Annotated in this window: 14 protein-coding genes and 1 rRNA gene; 10 read left to right on the forward strand and 5 right to left on the reverse strand. The window is 54.3% G+C overall.

Annotation, left to right across the window (positions count from 1 at the left end):
* From rrf to aceK, 6 genes are all read left to right on the forward strand, one after another.
* Positions 1 to 89, forward strand: a 5S ribosomal RNA gene (gene rrf, locus DFO56_RS07055); the annotation flags it as partial.
* 248 nt (positions 90 to 337) lie between these two features.
* Positions 338 to 766, forward strand: coding sequence for a YjaA family stress response protein (locus DFO56_RS07060; RefSeq protein ID WP_045511662.1), 429 nt, complete (start codon positions 338 to 340; stop codon positions 764 to 766).
* A 134-nt stretch (positions 767 to 900) separates the two neighbouring features.
* Complete coding sequence (gene metA / locus DFO56_RS07065; protein ID WP_020456077.1) at positions 901 to 1,830, forward strand: homoserine O-succinyltransferase; 930 nt, start codon at positions 901 to 903, stop codon at positions 1,828 to 1,830.
* A gap of 246 nt (positions 1,831 to 2,076) precedes the next feature.
* The gene (gene aceB, locus DFO56_RS07070; RefSeq protein ID WP_020456079.1) at positions 2,077 to 3,678 is read left to right on the forward strand and encodes a malate synthase A; all 1,602 of its coding nucleotides are present in this window, start codon (positions 2,077 to 2,079) and stop codon (positions 3,676 to 3,678) included.
* Between the two features lie 156 nt (positions 3,679 to 3,834).
* Positions 3,835 to 5,139 (forward strand): isocitrate lyase, encoded by a 1,305-nt coding sequence (gene aceA / locus DFO56_RS07080; RefSeq protein WP_045511877.1) that lies wholly within the window; start codon positions 3,835 to 3,837, stop codon positions 5,137 to 5,139.
* 54 nt (positions 5,140 to 5,193) lie between these two features.
* Positions 5,194 to 6,942, forward strand: coding sequence for a bifunctional isocitrate dehydrogenase kinase/phosphatase (aceK, locus tag DFO56_RS07085; protein WP_045511665.1), 1,749 nt, complete (start codon positions 5,194 to 5,196; stop codon positions 6,940 to 6,942).
* 1 nt (position 6,943) lies between these two features.
* Here aceK and DFO56_RS07090 read toward each other — a convergent pair whose 3' ends face one another.
* The 5 genes from DFO56_RS07090 to DFO56_RS07115 form a co-directional block, all read right to left on the reverse strand.
* On the reverse strand, positions 6,944 to 7,876 hold the full coding sequence (locus DFO56_RS07090; protein WP_045511668.1) for a phosphatidate cytidylyltransferase: 933 nt from the start codon (positions 7,874 to 7,876) through the stop codon (positions 6,944 to 6,946).
* Entirely contained in the window at positions 7,869 to 8,525 is a 657-nt protein-coding gene (locus DFO56_RS07095; RefSeq protein WP_045511671.1) for a 1-acyl-sn-glycerol-3-phosphate acyltransferase, read from the reverse strand. Before DFO56_RS07095 ends, DFO56_RS07090 begins: the two co-directional genes overlap by 8 nt.
* The gene (locus DFO56_RS07100) at positions 8,522 to 9,184 is read right to left on the reverse strand and encodes a CDP-alcohol phosphatidyltransferase family protein (RefSeq protein ID WP_045511673.1); all 663 of its coding nucleotides are present in this window, start codon (positions 9,182 to 9,184) and stop codon (positions 8,522 to 8,524) included. Before DFO56_RS07100 ends, DFO56_RS07095 begins: the two co-directional genes overlap by 4 nt.
* Positions 9,185 to 9,242: 58 nt before the next feature.
* On the reverse strand, positions 9,243 to 10,067 hold the full coding sequence (gene iclR / locus DFO56_RS07105) for a glyoxylate bypass operon transcriptional repressor IclR (RefSeq protein ID WP_020456083.1): 825 nt from the start codon (positions 10,065 to 10,067) through the stop codon (positions 9,243 to 9,245).
* A gap of 123 nt (positions 10,068 to 10,190) precedes the next feature.
* Positions 10,191 to 10,853 carry a hypothetical protein gene (locus tag DFO56_RS07115; protein WP_045511675.1) on the reverse strand — a complete coding sequence of 221 codons (663 nt, stop codon included), beginning with the start codon at positions 10,851 to 10,853 and terminating at the stop codon, positions 10,191 to 10,193.
* Positions 10,854 to 11,096: 243 nt separating this feature from the next.
* Here DFO56_RS07115 and metH point away from each other — a divergent pair, with 243 nt between their 5' ends.
* From metH to DFO56_RS07135, 4 genes are all read left to right on the forward strand, one after another.
* Positions 11,097 to 14,783: a methionine synthase gene (gene metH, locus DFO56_RS07120; protein WP_045511677.1), complete on the forward strand. Its 3,687-nt coding sequence runs from the start codon at positions 11,097 to 11,099 to the stop codon at positions 14,781 to 14,783.
* 230 nt (positions 14,784 to 15,013) lie between these two features.
* Entirely contained in the window at positions 15,014 to 15,823 is an 810-nt protein-coding gene (locus tag DFO56_RS07125) for a hypothetical protein (protein ID WP_233500386.1), read from the forward strand.
* Positions 15,807 to 16,274: a hypothetical protein gene (locus DFO56_RS07130; protein WP_045511880.1), complete on the forward strand. Its 468-nt coding sequence runs from the start codon at positions 15,807 to 15,809 to the stop codon at positions 16,272 to 16,274. Before DFO56_RS07125 ends, DFO56_RS07130 begins: the two co-directional genes overlap by 17 nt.
* A gap of 171 nt (positions 16,275 to 16,445) precedes the next feature.
* Complete coding sequence (locus DFO56_RS07135; RefSeq protein ID WP_020456088.1) at positions 16,446 to 18,077, forward strand: Na/Pi cotransporter family protein; 1,632 nt, start codon at positions 16,446 to 16,448, stop codon at positions 18,075 to 18,077.
* Positions 18,078 to 18,080 lie beyond the last annotated feature (3 nt).

The following is an 18,080-nucleotide window of genomic DNA, read 5'->3' on the forward strand; positions in this document are numbered from 1 at the left end:
CCTGACCCCATGCCGAACTCAGAAGTGAAACGCCGTAGCGCCGATGGTAGTGTGGGGTCTCCCCATGCGAGAGTAGGGAACTGCCAGGCATCAAACAAGTGAAGAGGCCATCCTGACGGATGGCCTTTTTGCGTTTTTACGCTGCGAACTCACACCCTGCGATGCTGATTGCCGGTCACCGGTTTTCAGCAGCCCTCTGTGCGTGACGGAAAAAGCAGCCTGCCTCCGGAGCCAGTGTACAAAAGACGTGACTGCCTGTCCGGAACAAAGCCTCATGCGAAAGCCCGCGGCTTTTTTGCTATTGTTTCAGCTCCATTTATCGCTAAAGGACATCTCAATGATCGTTCTGTATGCCCAGCTTTATAAAAATCGCATGGTTGTGCGTAACCTCCAGACTCAACAGCAGGTATCGGGTAGCCAAACCTTCAGCAACCAGCGAATACTCATCGCAGACTTTTTCCCGGCGGAAAAGCTATTACAAGATTTGATTCTGCAAGTTGCACCGCGCGCATTCTGGCACGCACTTCCGGGCATGGGGCGTTTAGCTATCCTCGCGCATGCGCTGGAAATGAATGAAGGCGGCTTATCGCCCGTCGAAGAGCGCGCCATTCTTGAAATGACTTTTGGCGCTTCGCAAGGCCGATGCCGTTACCCGCAGGTCGTTGCCAGTCAGACACCGCTTAGCGATCAACACGTGCTGGCAGCACTGAGCCAATCGAAAATGCCTCCCTCTCAGCGCGATAACAAACCGAAAATCATTAGCTAATATCAATGCTACACAGGCCGCGACGTGAAACTTTCTCACCTTTCACTTGCGGACTCGACATTTTGCCGATTCCTGGGTATCTTCGGCTATCTGGATGTCTAAACGTTTAAACGTATGTAGTGAGGGTATAAGATATGCCGATTCGGGTGCAGGACGAGCTGCCAGCCGTCAATTTCTTGCGTGATGAGAATGTCTTTGTGATGACGACATCGCGCGCAACAGTGCAGGAAATCCGCCCGCTGAAGGTGCTGATCCTCAATCTGATGCCAAAGAAGATTGAGACGGAAAACCAGTTCCTGCGCTTGCTGTCAAACTCACCGCTACAAGTTGATGTGCGCCTGCTGCGTATCGACTCGCGTGAATCACGCAACACACCGGCCGAGCACCTCAATACCTTTTACTGTAATTTCGATGACATCCGTGATGAAAACTACGATGGCCTGATCGTCACCGGTGCGCCATTAGGCTTAGTTGAATTTAACGACGTGGCCTACTGGCCGCAAATCGAGCAAGTTCTGGAGTGGGCAAAAGATCATGTCACCTCCACCCTGTTTGTCTGTTGGGCGGTACAAGCCGCGTTAAACATCCTTTATGGCATCCCCAAACAGACCCGCACCGAAAAACTCTCCGGCGTATACGAACACCACATCCTTCATCCTCACGCGTTGCTGACGCGTGGTTTTGATGATGTTTTTCTGGCACCGCACTCGCGTTACGCCGATTTCCCGGCTGCATTGATCCGCGACTACACCGATTTAGAGATCCTCGCCCAGACGGAAGAGGGCGACGCCTACCTGTTCGCCAGCAAAGACAAACGTATCGCCTTCGTTACCGGCCATCCGGAATATGATGCCAACACACTGGCAGACGAGTTCTTCCGCGATGTGGATGCCGGGCTAAGTCCGGCGCTACCGCACAACTATTTTCCTCATGACGATCCGCAGAATAAACCACGAGCATCCTGGCGCAGCCATGGCAATTTGCTGTTTATCAACTGGCTCAACTACTACGTCTACCAGATCACGCCATACGATCTGAGCCATATGAATCCGACGCTGGATTAAGCGTTTCAGCCCCTTATTACAGGCACCTTCGGGTGCCTTTTTTATTTGCGAAAATCACTTCTCAACACAATAAAACTATAACCTCTTTTTTATCAAATGGTTATTTGCATTTTAATTTAAAAATGGAAATTGTTTTTGATTTTGTAAAAATTATTAGCCAGGATTGATCCTGCTGAACGAAAACTGCACACCCGATCTTCGTTGGCATTGGGAAATGTCTTTGCTGCAAAAAAGAGGAATCGCACCATGACACAACAGGCGACAACAACCGATGAACTGGCCTTTACGCGACCGCACGGTGAACAAGAGAAGCAGATTCTCACCCCGGCAGCCGTAGAATTCCTGAGCGAGCTGGTCACCCGCTTTACGCCAAAGCGCAATCAACTGCTGGCCGCGCGCGTGCATCAGCAGCAACAGATCGATGCCGGTACGTTGCCTGATTTTATTTCGGAAACAGCTTCCATTCGTGAAGGTGACTGGACGATCCGGGGAATTCCCGACGATCTGCTGGACCGTCGCGTTGAAATTACCGGGCCGGTTGAGCGCAAAATGGTGATCAACGCGCTGAATGCCAATGTGAAGGTGTTCATGGCGGATTTTGAAGATTCGCTGGCACCAAACTGGGACAAAGTGATCGACGGGCAGATCAACCTGCGCGATGCCGTCAACGGCACCATCAGCTACACCAATGAAGCGGGTAAGATCTACCAACTGAAGCCAAACCCGGCGGTGCTGGTTTGCCGTGTGCGTGGTTTACACCTGCCGGAAAAACACGTCACCTGGCGCGACGAGGCCATTCCGGGCAGCCTGTTCGATTTCGCGCTCTACTTTTTCCACAACCACAAAAACCTGCTCGCCAAAGGCAGCGGCCCCTATTTCTACCTGCCGAAAACGCAGTCATGGCAAGAAGCTGCATGGTGGAGCGAAGTCTTCAGCTTTACCGAGGATCGTTTCAATTTGCCGCGCGGCACCATCAAAGCCACGCTGTTGATTGAAACCTTGCCCGCGGTATTCCAGATGGATGAGATCCTGCACGCGCTGCGCGACCATATTGTTGGCCTGAACTGCGGACGCTGGGATTACATCTTCAGCTACATCAAAACGCTGAAAAACTACCCGGATCGCGTGCTGCCTGACCGCCAGGTGGTGACGATGGATAAACCGTTCCTCAGTGCTTATTCACGTCTGCTGATCAAAACCTGCCATCGTCGCGGCGCTTTCGCGATGGGCGGTATGGCGGCGTTCATCCCCAGCAAAGACACCGAACGTAACAACTGGGTGCTGAACAAAGTAAAAGCCGATAAACAGCTCGAAGCGAATAACGGCCACGATGGCACCTGGATTGCGCATCCGGGTCTTGGCGATACGGTCATGGAGGTATTCAACGCTGCGCTGGGCGAACACAAAAACCAACTCTTTGTCAGCCGTGAAGACGATGCGCCGATCACCGCAGAAGATCTGCTGGCACCTTGTGAAGGCGAGCGCACCGAAGAGGGCATGCGCGCCAATATCCGCGTCGCGGTGCAGTACATCGAAGCGTGGATCTCCGGCAATGGCTGCGTGCCGATCTACGGGCTGATGGAAGATGCTGCCACGGCGGAAATCTCCCGTACCTCAATCTGGCAGTGGATCCACCACGAAAAAACGCTGAGCAACGGCAAGCCGGTCACTAAAGCGCTGTTCCGCCAGATGCTGGCCGAAGAGATGCTGGTTATTCAGGAAGAGCTGGGTGAGCACCGTTTCAGCAGCGGGCGTTTTAACGATGCCGCGCGCCTGATGGAGCAGATCACCACCTCTGATGAGCTGATCGACTTCTTAACGTTGCCTGGCTACCGCCTGCTGGCGTAATCGCCCGGACTATTTTGTTCGCCAATTTGGCCCTGGACAGTGCTCAACATCCTTACGTATCACCAGCACGTTGCGGTTTTCGTGCGCTGGTCGTGGCCAAACTGCCTTCACCAATAACGCCTGGCGAGCCAGGAGAAGAATATGGAGCATCTGTATATGAAAACCCGTACCCAACAAGTCGAAGAATTACAAAAAGAGTGGACGCAGCCGCGCTGGGAAGGCATTCGCCGCCCTTATAGCGCGGAAGATGTGGTGAAGTTACGCGGCTCGGTCAATCCGGAATGCACGCTGGCGCAACTGGGCGCGGCGAAAATGTGGCGCTTGCTGCATGGCGAATCGAAAAAAGGGTACATCAACAGCCTTGGCGCGCTGACGGGTGGGCAGGCGCTGCAGCAGGCGAAAGCGGGAATCGAAGCGGTGTATCTCTCCGGCTGGCAGGTGGCGGCAGATGCTAACCTCGCCGCCAGCATGTACCCGGACCAGTCGCTCTATCCGGCAAACTCCGTGCCGTCAGTGGTTGAACGCATCAATAATACGTTTCGTCGCGCCGATCAAATTCAGTGGTCTTCCGGTATTGAGCCGGGTGACCCGCGCTTTGTCGACTACTTCCTGCCGATCGTCGCAGATGCCGAAGCGGGTTTTGGTGGCGTACTGAACGCCTTTGAGCTGATGAAATCGATGATTGAAGCCGGTGCGGCGGCAGTACATTTCGAAGATCAGCTCGCGTCGGTGAAAAAATGCGGCCATATGGGTGGCAAAGTGTTAGTGCCAACGCAAGAAGCGGTGCAGAAACTGGTGGCGGCGCGTCTGGCGGCGGATGTAATGGGCGTTCCGACGCTGTTGGTGGCGCGCACCGATGCCGATGCCGCCGATCTGATTACCTCAGATTGCGACCCGTATGACAGCGCGTTTATCACCGGCGAACGCACCAGCGAAGGGTTTTACCGCACCCATGCGGGCATAGAGCAGGCGATCAGCCGTGGTCTGGCTTACGCGCCGTATGCCGATCTGGTGTGGTGTGAAACCTCCACGCCAGACCTGAACCTGGCGCGCCGTTTCGCCGATGCGATCCACGCGAAATACCCTGGTAAGCTGCTGGCGTACAACTGCTCGCCGTCGTTTAACTGGAAAAAGAACCTTGATGACAACACCATCTCCCGCTTCCAGCAGGAGCTGTCAGATATGGGGTACAAGTTCCAGTTCATCACCCTCGCGGGCATCCACAGCATGTGGTTCAACATGTTCGATTTAGCCCACGCGTACGCGCAGGGCGAAGGGATGAAGCACTACGTCGAAAAAGTGCAGCAGCCAGAGTTCGCCGCAGGCAAAGAGGGCTACACCTTCGTTTCTCACCAGCAGGAAGTGGGTACCGGTTACTTCGACAAAGTCACCACCATTATTCAGGGCGGCGCCTCGTCGGTAACGGCGTTGACGGGTTCAACGGAAGAAGCTCAGTTCTAATCGTCAATCTGCCCGGTAGCAATTTGCCTGCCGGGCTAATGCCTGGGGAATACGATGTCGCGTGGTCTGGAACTGTTGATTGCCCAAACCATCCTGCAAGGCTTTGATGCCCAGTATGGTCGTTTTCTGGAAGTGACCTCCGGCGCGCAACAGCGCTTTGAACAAGCCGACTGGCATGCTGTTCAGCAGGCGATGAAACAGCGCATTCACCTTTATGATCACCATGTTGGTCTGGTCGTCGAGCAACTGCGTTGCATCACCGACAGCCAAAGCCCGGACGCCGCGTTTTTGCTGCGCGTCAAAGAGCACTACACGCAACTGCTGCCGGATTATCCCCGCTTCGAAATCGCCGAAAGTTTCTTTAATTCAGTCTATTGTCGGCTGTTCGATCACCGCTCTCTCACGCCCGAACGGTTGTTTATCTTTAGCTCGCAACCGGAACGTCGCTTTCGCACCATCCCACGCCCGTTAGCCAAAGCATTCTGGCCGGAACGCGGCTGGGAAGCGCTGTTGACCAAAGTGCTGTCGGATTTGCCGCTGCGCCTGCCGTGGCAGGATAAAGCGCGTGACGTGAGTTATATCACCGCACATTTGCAGGAAGCGTTTGGCAGCGAAACCCTTGCTCACTCTCACTTGCAGGTGGCGAACGAGTTGTTTTACCGCAACAAGGCTGCCTGGCTGGTGGGCAAGCTTATTACCCCGTCGGCTACGCTGCCGTTCTTGTTGCCGCTTCACCGCAGCGATGACGGTGAGCTGTTTGTCGATACCTGTCTGACCACATCGGCGGAAGCCAGCATCGTGTTTGGTTTTGCCCGCTCCTATTTTATGGTTTACGCCCCGCTGCCCGCCGCGACAGTCGAGTGGCTGCGCGAGATCCTGCCCGGTAAAACCACTGCTGAACTGTATATGGCGATTGGTTGCCAGAAACACGGCAAAACGGAAAGTTACCGCGAATATTTAAATTACATCAACGCCAGTAACGAGCAGTTTATTGAAGCGCCAGGCATTCGCGGCATGGTGATGCTGGTGTTTACGTTGCCCGGTTTTGACCGGGTATTTAAGGTGATAAAAGATGTCTTTCCCCCGCAAAAAGAGATGAGCGCTGCGCACGTTCGTGCCTGCTATCAACTGGTCAAAGAACATGACCGCGTGGGGCGTATGGCTGATACACAAGAGTTTGAAAACTTTGTGCTGGAAAAACGGCAGATTGCCCCGGCGCTCATGGCGCTTTTGCTGGAACAAGCGCCAGGCAAAATCACCGATCTCGGCGATCGCATCGTCATCAGCCATCTCTATATTGAGCGGCGTATGGTGCCGCTCAATCTGTGGTTCGAGCAGGTTAAAGGTCAGCAACTGCGCGACGCGGTAGAGGAGTATGGCAACGCCATTCGCCAGCTTGCCGCCGCCAATATTTTCCCCGGCGACATGCTGTTCAAGAACTTCGGCGTCACCCGTCACGGGCGCGTGGTGTTCTACGATTACGACGAAATTTGTTACATGACCGAAGTGAATTTCCGCGACATTCCCGCGCCGCGCTACCCCGAAGATGAGCTTAGCGCCGAACCGTGGTACAGCGTGTCGCCAGGCGATGTCTTCCCGCAGGAGTTTCGCCACTGGTTGTGTGCCGATCCGGAAATCGGTCCGCTATTCGAAGAGATGCATGCCGATCTACTGCGTGCCGATTACTGGCGCGGATTGCAGGCGCGCATCCGCGAAGGGCATGTCGAAGATGTTTATGCCTACCGCAAACGCCAGCGTTTCAGCGTACGCTTTGGCGCAGGCGCGCTGCGGCAGGCGGGGTAAATCAGGTGAAGTAATATCTCACCACATGGAAGAAGATCGGGGCGGCAAAGCAGAGAGAATCAATCCTGTCCATCATGCCGCCGTGCCCTTCGAGCATTGCACCGAAATCCTTCACGCCGCGATCGCGTTTAATCGCCGACATACACAAACCGCCGAGGAAGCCGAGCAGCGTAATCAGCAGGGAAATAACAAAAGCCTGCCACGGGTTAAACGGTGTGATCCACCACAGCCCCGCGCCGACCAGACTGGCGCTGAGGATACCGCCCACAAAGCCTTCTACCGTTTTGTTCGGGCTGAGTTTCGGCACAATAGGGCGCTTGCCGCACAGCTTACCGAAGACGTATTGCAGCACGTCGGAAATCTGCACAACAATCATCATAAACAGCACCAGCTTGATATTTTCACCACTGTAGCCCGGAATGGACAACATCAGCAGCGCAGGCGCATGGCTAACACAGTAGACCGCCATCATCAGGCTCCACTGGATTTTTGCGCTGCGTTCAAGAAAGTGCTGTGTATCACCCGCGATAGCCACTCGTGCCGGAATAAACAAGAAGGCGTAGACCGGGATAAAAATCACAAACACCGAATACCACTGGATGCCAACCAGCACGTATTGCACCGGAAGAATGATAAAGAAACACCAAAACAGTGCTTCATGATCGCCCCGGCGAGTGGGCATTAGAGTGATACATTCGCGTAGCGCGAAGAACGACATCAATGCAAACAGCACAACTGAACCTATGGGGCCAACCAGCATGGCGATGACTGAAACGGTACACATCAACCACCAGGCGCGGATCCGCGCGTTAAGGTTAGCTATCGTGGCGTTTTGATAGCGGCGCGATAGCAAAAAACCAATAACACTGGCGACGGTCAGCAGACCGAAAAGCCCGCTCAGTAGCAGGCGCAGATCGGAATCGACATTAATCATGGGCAAGTGCCTCCAGCGCACACCTGGCGCGGTCTAAAAATTCCTTTTTCGTTTCGTCGTCCGTAACTGCTGGCAATGGCTCGCCAAACGTTGCCGTGCAGATAATCGGCACCACCAGACGTGAACCTTTCGGCAGCACACGATTCATATTTTCCAGCCACACCGGGATCAGCTGCACTGCTGGCAGGCGCTGTGTTAAGTGATAAAGCCCGCTTTTAAAACTGGCGACTTCATCACCGGAGCCGCGCGTACCTTCAGGAAAGAAGATCAACGAATGGCCTTGTCCCAGCTTTTCCATCAGCGGTTGTAGCGGATCGCGCTGCTTTACCGTCTCTTTGGCGGCTGAAGCCGGGCTACTCCGTTCAACCAGAATGGCGTTAAAAATGCGCGTAGCAAGGTAGCGACGAAGCGCTGTTTTGTTCCAGTAATCCGCCGCGGCGACCGGATGTACGCTATTGCGCAACGCACGTGGAAAGCTCGCCCAAATAACCAGACCATCGAGGTGGCTGCTATGGTTGGCGTAATAAATGGTGGCGCGATCCGGCTGTGGCAAGGTGCGCCAAAAAGCTTTCACGCCGGTTAACAGGCGGCAAAGCATAACGAAAAAGGCTCTGACAATGGTCTTATCGACAGAAAAATGCAGCTTCATGATGCCTTCTCCTGCTTCAATGTAGAGATGATTCGACGGGTACGGCGCACTGTCGTCCAGGCTGCGCCAAGGGCAATTAACGCCAGTGTGCAGAGCAGCAGCAGCTCCCCCCACTGCGGCAGGATGATGGCGATAACCGTCGCAGCAGTCAGCAGCGCCATTCGGTGTTGTTTGGCCATTGGGCCGCTAAATTGTTGCGCCAGGCCGCAGGTGCCGCCAAGCAAGCGTACATAAGCGGTAAAAAGCGCAAATAAAGACGCCGCCCAGCCCAGCTCAACCCCTCCAGTCACTTGCACCAGACCGTAGCCTGCGCCAAGGAACAGTACGCTGTCAGAAATGCGATCCGGTAGTTCGTTAAAGACAGCACCCGCCGGGCTGCGCAGACCGCCCTCTACGGCTACCATGCCATCGAGCAAATTACAGATAAGCCGCCCCTGAATACCGACAATAGCTAATAGCAGCAGGCCGCGTTGCAGCAGCGTATTGTCACTGTGCCAGACGGTAAGAAAACAGAGACCAGCGAGAAGTGCAAAAAAAATACTGAATACGGAAATGGTGTTGGGCGTGTAGCCTTTTTGGCGCAGGTAACGGGCAGCCGAAGCCGCCCAGGCGGAATTGCGCGTCTTTACTGGACGGCGATCGTGAACATCCTTGGTCATATATGTCATTCCGGTGAGTGGATAAAAATTGGACGTCCACTATATAACCTTTTGGAAGTTAACGCATTCCCCCGTACGCCAGCGTCACTTCTTTCGCGCCACGGATCACCATCGCGCCCAGCTCGGTCACGCGGTCATCGGTGATGCGTGAGATAGGCCCGGAAATGGAAATCGCGGCGAAGGGTTCGCCGTGTTCGTCAAAAATGCACGCCGCCACGCAGCGCAGTCCCAGCGCGTGCTCTTCGTCGTCAAAGGAGTAGCCGCGTTTACGCGTCTGGGCGAGATCTTCTTTCAGGTGTACCGGCGATACCAGCGTGGCATGGGTGTACGCATGCAGCCCCTGGCGGTGCAGCAAACTGCCAACTTGCTCATCGCTCAGGCGCGACAAAAACGCTTTTCCCGCGCCGGAAGCATGCATCGGCAGTTTGCCGCCAATCGGCGCGGACATGCGCATCAACTGCGTACATTGCACCTGATCGATAATAATGGCCTGATGGTCGCTCTTATCCAGCACCGCCAGATTCACGGTTTCGCCGGACTCTTCCATTAAGTTGCGCAGAATGGGGTGAACAATCGCCATCAGGTTGCGGCTTTGCAGGAAACTGCTGCCGACGATAAACGCATGCGCGCCTACCGACCAGTGGCCCAGCTCGCCCACCTGGCGAACGAATCCTAGCTGTTGCATAGTGGTGAGTAAGCGGTGGGTGGTCGAGTTGGGCAAACCGGCCTGTTGCGCCAGTTCGGTAAGGGCGACGCTGCCATGAGACTCGGCAATCCATTCCAGCAGTTTCAGGCCGCGGGTCAATGACTGGACTTGCCCGCCCGCCGGAGCGGCCGGGGCTGTGGCTTTTCTGCCTCGTTTAGCGGGAACGGAAGTGGCCATGACTGGCTCCTTTTTCTGTATCGTGGAAATCATTTTCGTTTTGATTGAGTATAACGCAACTCCCTGGCAGACTGATCGGATGAGTTCGCGCAAAACAGAACGAAAATGCCGGATACAGCTTCTTTATTGGCGCACGTGTTTCGCCAACTGTATATGTTGAGCACAAAGCGCAATGGTTCGTCTTACCTGGCTCAGTGGATGCTCCGGAAACATCTCATCATATTGACGATCGTCGCTCGGCAGGCAACGCAGCTCGCTTTCCCGCAATTTGGCGAAGAGCGCGTCGGCAGAGTCGAGAAGTTCGGGTTCGTCAGTAGTGGGCGGTATGTTGCCCTGCTTAAGTTGTAAATCCATTACCACCGCTTCGCGAAAGCCGGTGTTCCCTTTTTCTACCGCTTCAGCATTGATCTGGAAAAGGCCTTGTTTTACAGGGAGCCAGATAATCGCGACAAAATACATCCCGAGTGAACCCGGTGTGGGATCGTGATATTTAAACGTGCCCTGCAACGCCGCCATTCCCTGAATATCGAGCGCCGTTAGCTCCAGTAATGCGCCGCCAATCTTTGCAGTTTCTTGCTGCCAATACTGTGTGGCGGCGGCAATATCATGCAATGCGAAAGGCCACTGCACAGGGGCGTGGAGCTGAAGGCGCACCGCGCTTTGTTCCGGTGTGGACCATGCCATGCTGGTGTCACCGCTTTCATACAATTGCCACCCGGCAATGTTGAGTTGCAGGTCGGTGAGGCGAGGTTTCTTATGGCCAAAAAGAGACGTCAAAAACGACATAATAGGTTCCGTAAGTAGGTGGGCCTGTAAGAGGGCAGAAGGTTTTAGCATACATCGGCAATCTGGCCTGAAAACTTGAACCGTCATCGCACTGAAAAGGTTATGGGCTGGTGCAGCTATCAGGCTTAGTGGCGTTACGTGAGCATCTCTCATGTTCACCCCGCGTCGCTTTTCCGCTCTGCCACTTTATGCCAGTATGTCCTGCTGGCCTTTTGGCCTGGTTGAGCATTGTCGGGAGCACGTGTGAGCAGCAAAGTTGAGCAACTGAAGCGGCAGTTAAGCAAAAGAATTCTGGTTCTGGATGGGGGCATGGGCACCATGATCCAGAGCTATCGTCTGAGTGAGCAGGATTTTCGCGGCGAGCGTTTCGCCGACTGGCCCTGCGATCTTAAAGGTAACAACGACTTGCTGGTGCTCAGCAAGCCGGAGGTGATAAGCGCGATCCATGACGCCTACTTTGCGGCGGGCGCGGATATCATCGAAACCAACACTTTTAACTCAACGACAATCGCCATGGCGGATTACCAGATGGAATCCCTGTCGGCGGAAATCAACTTCGCTGCTGCCAAACTGGCACGTGCCAGCGCCGACAAATGGACGGCGCAAACGCCGGATAAACCGCGTTATGTCGCGGGTGTGCTCGGCCCGACTAACCGCACTGCCTCAATCTCACCGGACGTTAACGACCCGGCGTTTCGCAATATCACTTTCGATCAGCTGGTCACCGCTTATCGCGAATCCACCAAAGCGCTGGTGGAAGGGGGATCGGATCTGATCCTGATCGAAACCGTGTTCGATACGCTTAACGCCAAAGCGGCGATCTTTGCAGTAAAAGCGGAGTTTGACGCGCTGGGCGTTGAGCTGCCGATCATGATTTCCGGCACCATTACCGACGCCTCCGGGCGTACGCTCTCCGGCCAGACCACCGAAGCGTTTTACAACTCTCTGCGCCATGCCGATGCGCTCACCTTCGGCCTGAACTGCGCGCTGGGGCCGGATGAACTGCGCCAGTATGTGCAGGAACTTTCCCGTATCGCCGAATGCTATGTCACCGCGCACCCGAACGCCGGCCTGCCCAACGCCTTTGGTGAATATGATCTCGATGCCGACACCATGGCGGTGCAAATCGGCGAGTGGGCGCAAGCCGGTTTTCTGAACATTGTCGGCGGCTGCTGCGGTACCACACCAGAGCATATCGCCGCCATGAGCCGCGCGGTCGAAGGCGTGCCGCCGCGTCAGCTACCGGAGGTGCCGGTTGCTTGCCGTCTTGCGGGCCTGGAGCCGCTCAACATTGGTGACGACAGCCTGTTTGTTAACGTTGGCGAACGTACCAACGTCACCGGTTCCGCCAAATTTAAGCGCCTGATCAAAGAAGAGAAATACGCCGAAGCGCTGGACGTGGCCCGCCAGCAGGTGGAAAGCGGCGCGCAGATCATCGACATCAACATGGATGAAGGAATGCTCGACGCCGAAGCGGCGATGGTGCGTTTCCTCAACCTGATTGCCGGTGAGCCGGACATTGCCCGCGTGCCGATCATGATCGACTCCTCAAAATGGGAGGTGATCGAAAAAGGGCTGAAATGTATCCAGGGTAAGGGCATCGTTAACTCGATTTCGATGAAAGAGGGCGTTGAGCCATTTATTCACCACGCGAAGCTGGTGCGGCGTTATGGCGCCGCCGTGGTGGTAATGGCCTTTGACGAAATCGGTCAGGCGGATACGCGCGCGCGGAAAATCGAAATTTGCCGTCGCGCCTATAAAATTCTGACCGAAGAGGTGGGTTTCCCGCCGGAAGACATTATCTTCGATCCGAATATCTTCGCCGTGGCAACGGGTATTGAAGAGCACAACAACTATGCGCAGGACTTTATCGGCGCGTGTGAAGATATCAAACGCGAACTGCCGCATGCGCTGATTTCCGGCGGTGTTTCCAACGTTTCGTTCTCGTTTCGCGGCAACGACCCGGTGCGTGAAGCGATCCATGCCGTGTTCCTGTATTACGCCATTCGTAACGGCATGGACATGGGCATCGTCAACGCCGGACAACTGGCGATTTACGATGATTTGCCTGCCGAGCTGCGCGACGGCGTTGAGGATGTCATCCTTAACCGCCGCGATGATGCGACCGAGCGCATGCTGGATCTGGCGGAAAAATACCGCGGCAGCAAAGCCGCCGATGAAGGGGCGAACGCGCAGCAGGCGGAGTGGCGCAACTGGGATGTGAAAAAACGTCTCGAATATTCACTGGTAAAAGGCATCACCGAATTTATCGAGTTCGATACCGAAGAGGCGCGTCAGCAGGCCGCTCGCCCGATCGAGGTGATCGAAGGGCCGTTAATGGACGGCATGAACGTGGTGGGCGATCTGTTCGGCGAGGGCAAAATGTTCCTGCCGCAGGTGGTGAAATCCGCCCGCGTGATGAAACAGGCCGTGGCGTATCTGGAACCGTATATCGAAGCCAGCAAAGAGAAGGGCAGCAGCAACGGCAAAATGGTGATCGCCACTGTGAAAGGCGATGTCCACGACATCGGCAAAAATATCGTGGGCGTCGTGCTGCAATGCAACAACTACGAAATTATCGACCTCGGCGTGATGGTGCCCGCCGATAAAATCCTGAAAACTGCCCGCGAAGAGAAGGCTGACCTGATTGGTCTTTCCGGATTGATTACGCCGTCGCTCGACGAAATGGTCAACGTGGCGAAAGAGATGGAACGCCAGGGGTTCACCATTCCGTTGCTGATTGGCGGTGCGACCACATCGAAAGCGCACACGGCGGTGAAAATCGAACAGAACTACAGTGGGCCGACGGTGTATGTGCAAAACGCCTCGCGTACCGTAGGTGTGGTGTCTGCTCTGCTTTCGGATACGCAGCACGATGAGTTTGTTGCCCGTACCCGCAAAGAGTATGAAACCGTACGTATCCAGCATGCGCGGAAAAAACCGCGTACGCCGCCAGTCACGTTGCAGGCCGCACGGGAGAACGATCTCGCGTTTGACTGGGAAAGTTATACTCCGCCGGTCGCGCATCGCCTGGGCGTGCAGGAAGTGACTGCCAGCATCGAGACACTGCGCAATTACATCGACTGGACACCATTCTTTATGACCTGGTCGCTGGCCGGGAAATATCCGCGCATCCTTGAAGATGAGGTGGTGGGGGAAGAGGCGAAACGTCTGTTTGCCGATGCCAACGAGATGCTCGATAAACTGAGCGCGGAAAAGCTGCTCAACCCGCGCGGCGTGGTCGGGCTTTTCCCGGCTAATCGCGTTGGCGACGATGTCGAAATCTACCGCGACGAAACCCGCACGCAGGTACTGACAGTAGGTTGCCATCTGCGCCAGCAAACGGAAAAAGTCGGTTTTGCGAACTACTGCCTGGCGGATTTTGTCGCTCCCAAACAGAGCGGCAAAGCGGACTACATTGGCGCATTCGCAGTGACGGGCGGTCTTGAAGAGGACGCGTTAGCACAAGCGTATGACGCCGCGCACGATGATTACAATAAAATCATGGTGAAAGCGGTGGCCGATCGCCTGGCGGAAGCCTTTGCGGAATACCTGCATGAGCGGGTGCGCAAAGTGTACTGGGGCTACGCGCCGAACGAAAACCTCAGCAACGATGAGTTGATCCGTGAAAATTATCAGGGTATTCGCCCGGCACCGGGCTATCCGGCTTGTCCGGAGCACACGGAAAAAGGCACCATCTGGCAGTTGCTGGACGTTGAAAAACATACCGGGATGAAACTGACCGAATCCTACGCGATGTGGCCAGGGGCATCGGTTTCCGGCTGGTATTTCAGCCACCCGGACAGTAAATATTTCGCGGTAGCGCAAATTCAGCGTGACCAGGTGGAAGATTACGCGCGGCGTAAAGGCATGTCGGTGGCGGAAATTGAGCGCTGGCTGGCGTCTAATTTAGGTTACGACGCGGATTAATCACAACAGGGCATTTTTTTAAAATGCCCTGGTTTTTCACCATTTCATTTTCGCGAAACTATCGTGAAGCAAACATAATACAGATTGAAACTAAGAACATTCTTAAAAATGGATATTTTCTTAGACCCTTCTTCCCCTTCATGCGTATGATGGAGGCGGACTACACGGCAAGATTGCTTCCTCTTTTGCGGTTCATTTAATTGTCATAAATTTAACTTAGGTATTATGAAATGGATATTTATGATATAAGAAAAAGAAATCTTTTGCCGAAGGATTACGAGAATATCCTGGCGCCAGATATCGCGAAGAATATTATTAAAAAGGAATATTTCATCGAGAATAGCCCGAATAATATTTTGGGCAGTATCGATGGTTATACGATTAAGCGGCATCACGGTTTTAAATATGGTTTACCGCACGACCCGCTTGGTCATCAAAAAGAAAAACATATTGATAGCCTGGTGGATAAAGGCGTGGTGGTGGTGGTGCGCCCGAACGTCAGCACGCGTAACCGCTTCTATTACCCGTTCTTTATCGCGGAAAACGCCGAACTGTTTTGCGTCCAAGACTTGTCGTTTAACGCGGTGTTTATCAGAACCATTTTGAACGGATTTAAAGACAGTGTGGCGATGCATGGTCGACCTGCCCCGACCCGAAGTACCTTTGTACCGGTGACCCCGGAGTTTGGCCCAGGTTACTGGAAAACCAGCGAAACAGACTTCCACGGCGTCAAAAATGCCGCAGTAATGATGCTCAACCGGGCGACCAGTATGGGCGATCAAGGGCGCGTATTTGGCTCCGACGGTAAAGATTATATGAACACCTCGCGAGACAAAATTCAGCTATGGACACCAATACCGGAGAGCGTCTCGTCGGATACCCGAGAAATCCTCTATAATCGCTCGGTGATCCGGCGTTATGGTGAAAAGCGTACCGTTTATCAGAAATACCTTGAGGGTGATGATGCCTGGGCGCAATCGGGGAAATCATGGCAATGGATTCCAGGCGTAAGGGATGAAGATTATGAATTTAAGAAATAAGATTTTTGCTTTTTGGGGTATTATGGACGTGCTGGCACTGACCAGTTATTTGTTTTTTTCGCTGCAAGGCGGTAACGTTCCTTTTTATTCCGACATTAGCGGTTTTTATACCAATTATTCACAGCTGGGTGTGGATGGATTGATGGGCGTAATTATCCAGGCGATGTTCTTTATTAATATCGCGCTGATTATTTCGCTGGTTTTTTCTGCCTGGTCTTTTTTTGTTAAAAAAGACATCCAGACTATTTTCTTTATCGTGCAGGAAATAGCCCGCGTGTTGTCGCTAAAATGCTCAGTGGCGTTGATTCCACTATTTATGCATTTTGCCGGTTTTACCGCTGCGTGGGGGGCGATTTTGCTGTTTGTCCTCTCGGAAGTGCTCAAAATTGCTTCGGTTGTGTGGGCTAAACGCCAGGGCAACCCGCAAACGGCGCCTGCCGTTTCCCGCTAACCGATAAACCCTCGCTTCTGTCACAAAACCGTCATTTTTGTTTACAACTCTCAGGGGGCTTAACCGGCACCCTGCGCTTTTCTTCGCATTGACGCCTTATACTTACTTCATAATGTTGACGTTATCTTCCCGGTAACGAGCAACGCATAACGATAAGGAGAACCTGATTCTGTGCTGACTTTGCTTCATCTGCTTTCTGCCGTGGCTCTGCTGGTGTGGGGCACACATATTGTACGTACCGGTGTGATGCGCGTTTTTGGCGCCCGTTTGCGTACCGTTCTTAGCCGTAGCGTCGAAAGGAAACCGCTCGCCTTCTGCGCGGGTATCGGCGTGACTGCGCTGGTGCAGAGCAGTAACGCCACCACCATGCTGGTGACCTCGTTTGTCGCCCAGGATTTAGTGGCGCTCACCCCGGCGCTGGTGATTGTGCTGGGCGCAGATGTCGGGACAGCACTGATGGCGCGCATTCTGACGTTCGATCTCTCCTGGTTATCACCGCTGTTGATTTTTCTTGGTGTCATTTTCTTCCTCGGGCGTAAACAGACGCGCGAAGGCCAGCTTGGGCGCGTCAGCATCGGCCTTGGGTTGATTCTTCTGGCGCTGGAGCTGATTGTGCAGGCGGTTACGCCGATCACCCAGGCCAATGGCGTGCAGGTGATTTTCGCCTCGCTGACCGGCGATATTATGCTTGATGCGCTGATTGGCGCGGTGTTCGCCATTATCAGTTACTCCAGCCTGGCGGCGGTGCTGCTGACAGCGACGCTGGTGACAGCGGGGATTATCTCTTTCCCGGTGGCGCTATGTCTGGTGATTGGTGCCAACCTCGGCTCCGGCCTGCTGGCGATGCTCAATAACAGCGCCGCTAACGCTGCCGCCCGTCGCGTGGCGCTTGGCAGTTTGCTGTTCAAGCTGGTGGGTAGCCTGATTATCCTGCCGTTTGTGCATGTGCTTGCCACGTCAATGCAGAAACTTCCCTTGCCGGAAGCGGAACTGGTGATCTATTTCCATGTGTTCTACAACCTGATCCGCTGCCTGGCGATGGTGCCGTTCGCCGGACCAATGGCGCAGTTTTGTAAGCGGATCATTCGTGAAGAGCCAGAGCTGGATACACGCCTTAAGCCAAAGCACCTCGACAGTTCCGCACTCGATACGCCAACGCTGGCGCTGGCCAATGCTGCGCGGGAAACTTTGCGCATGGGCGATGCGATGGAGTTGATGCTCGAAGGGTTGCATAAAATCATGCACGGTCAGCCTCGTCAGGAGAAGGAGCTGCGCAAGCAAGCCGATGACATCAACGTGCTGTACACCGCAATTAAGCTCTATCTGGCGCGTATGCCGAAAGAGGAGCTGGCGGAAGAGGAGTCGAAACGCTGGGCGGAGATTATCGAGATGTCGCTGAACCTTGAGCAGGCCTCCGATATTGTCGAGCGCATGGGCAGCGAAATCGCCGACAAATCGCTGGCGGCGCGGCGCGCTTTCTCTGTTGAAGGCTTGCAGGAACTCGATGCGCTGCATGAACGGCTGGTGGGAAATCTGAAGCTGGCGATGTCGGTATTTTTCTCCAGTGACGTGACCAGCGCCCGGCGTTTACGTCGCAGCAAACACCGTTTTCGCATTATGAACCGCCGTTATTCGCATGCGCACGTTGACCGCCTGCATCAACAAAACGTGCAAAGTATTGAAACCAGCTCGCTGCACCTCGGTTTGCTGGGCGACATGAAACGTCTTAACTCCCTGTTCTGCTCGGTAGCCTACAGCGTGCTGGAGCAGCCGGATGAAGACGACGAGCGTGACGACGCTTAACCC

Origin of the sequence: Kosakonia sp. AG348, from assembly GCF_003337365.1 — a bacterium.
Taxonomy (GTDB): Bacteria; Pseudomonadota; Gammaproteobacteria; order Enterobacterales; family Enterobacteriaceae; genus Kosakonia.

Coding starts and splice junctions, on each gene's coding strand:
- DFO56_RS07125 (WP_233500386.1), top strand. CDS start 15,014: ATGGATATTTATGATATAAGAAAAAGAAATCTTTTGCCGAAGGATTAC.
- metA (WP_020456077.1), top strand. CDS start 901: ATGCCGATTCGGGTGCAGGACGAGCTGCCAGCCGTCAATTTCTTGCGT.
- DFO56_RS07115 (WP_045511675.1), bottom strand. CDS start 10,853: ATGTCGTTTTTGACGTCTCTTTTTGGCCATAAGAAACCTCGCCTCACC.
- iclR (WP_020456083.1), bottom strand. CDS start 10,067: ATGGCCACTTCCGTTCCCGCTAAACGAGGCAGAAAAGCCACAGCCCCG.
- DFO56_RS07095 (WP_045511671.1), bottom strand. CDS start 8,525: ATGAAGCTGCATTTTTCTGTCGATAAGACCATTGTCAGAGCCTTTTTC.
- DFO56_RS07090 (WP_045511668.1), bottom strand. CDS start 7,876: ATGATTAATGTCGATTCCGATCTGCGCCTGCTACTGAGCGGGCTTTTC.
- DFO56_RS07100 (WP_045511673.1), bottom strand. CDS start 9,184: ATGACCAAGGATGTTCACGATCGCCGTCCAGTAAAGACGCGCAATTCC.
- DFO56_RS07130 (WP_045511880.1), top strand. CDS start 15,807: ATGAATTTAAGAAATAAGATTTTTGCTTTTTGGGGTATTATGGACGTG.
- aceB (WP_020456079.1), top strand. CDS start 2,077: ATGACACAACAGGCGACAACAACCGATGAACTGGCCTTTACGCGACCG.
- aceK (WP_045511665.1), top strand. CDS start 5,194: ATGTCGCGTGGTCTGGAACTGTTGATTGCCCAAACCATCCTGCAAGGC.
- DFO56_RS07060 (WP_045511662.1), top strand. CDS start 338: ATGATCGTTCTGTATGCCCAGCTTTATAAAAATCGCATGGTTGTGCGT.
- aceA (WP_045511877.1), top strand. CDS start 3,835: ATGAAAACCCGTACCCAACAAGTCGAAGAATTACAAAAAGAGTGGACG.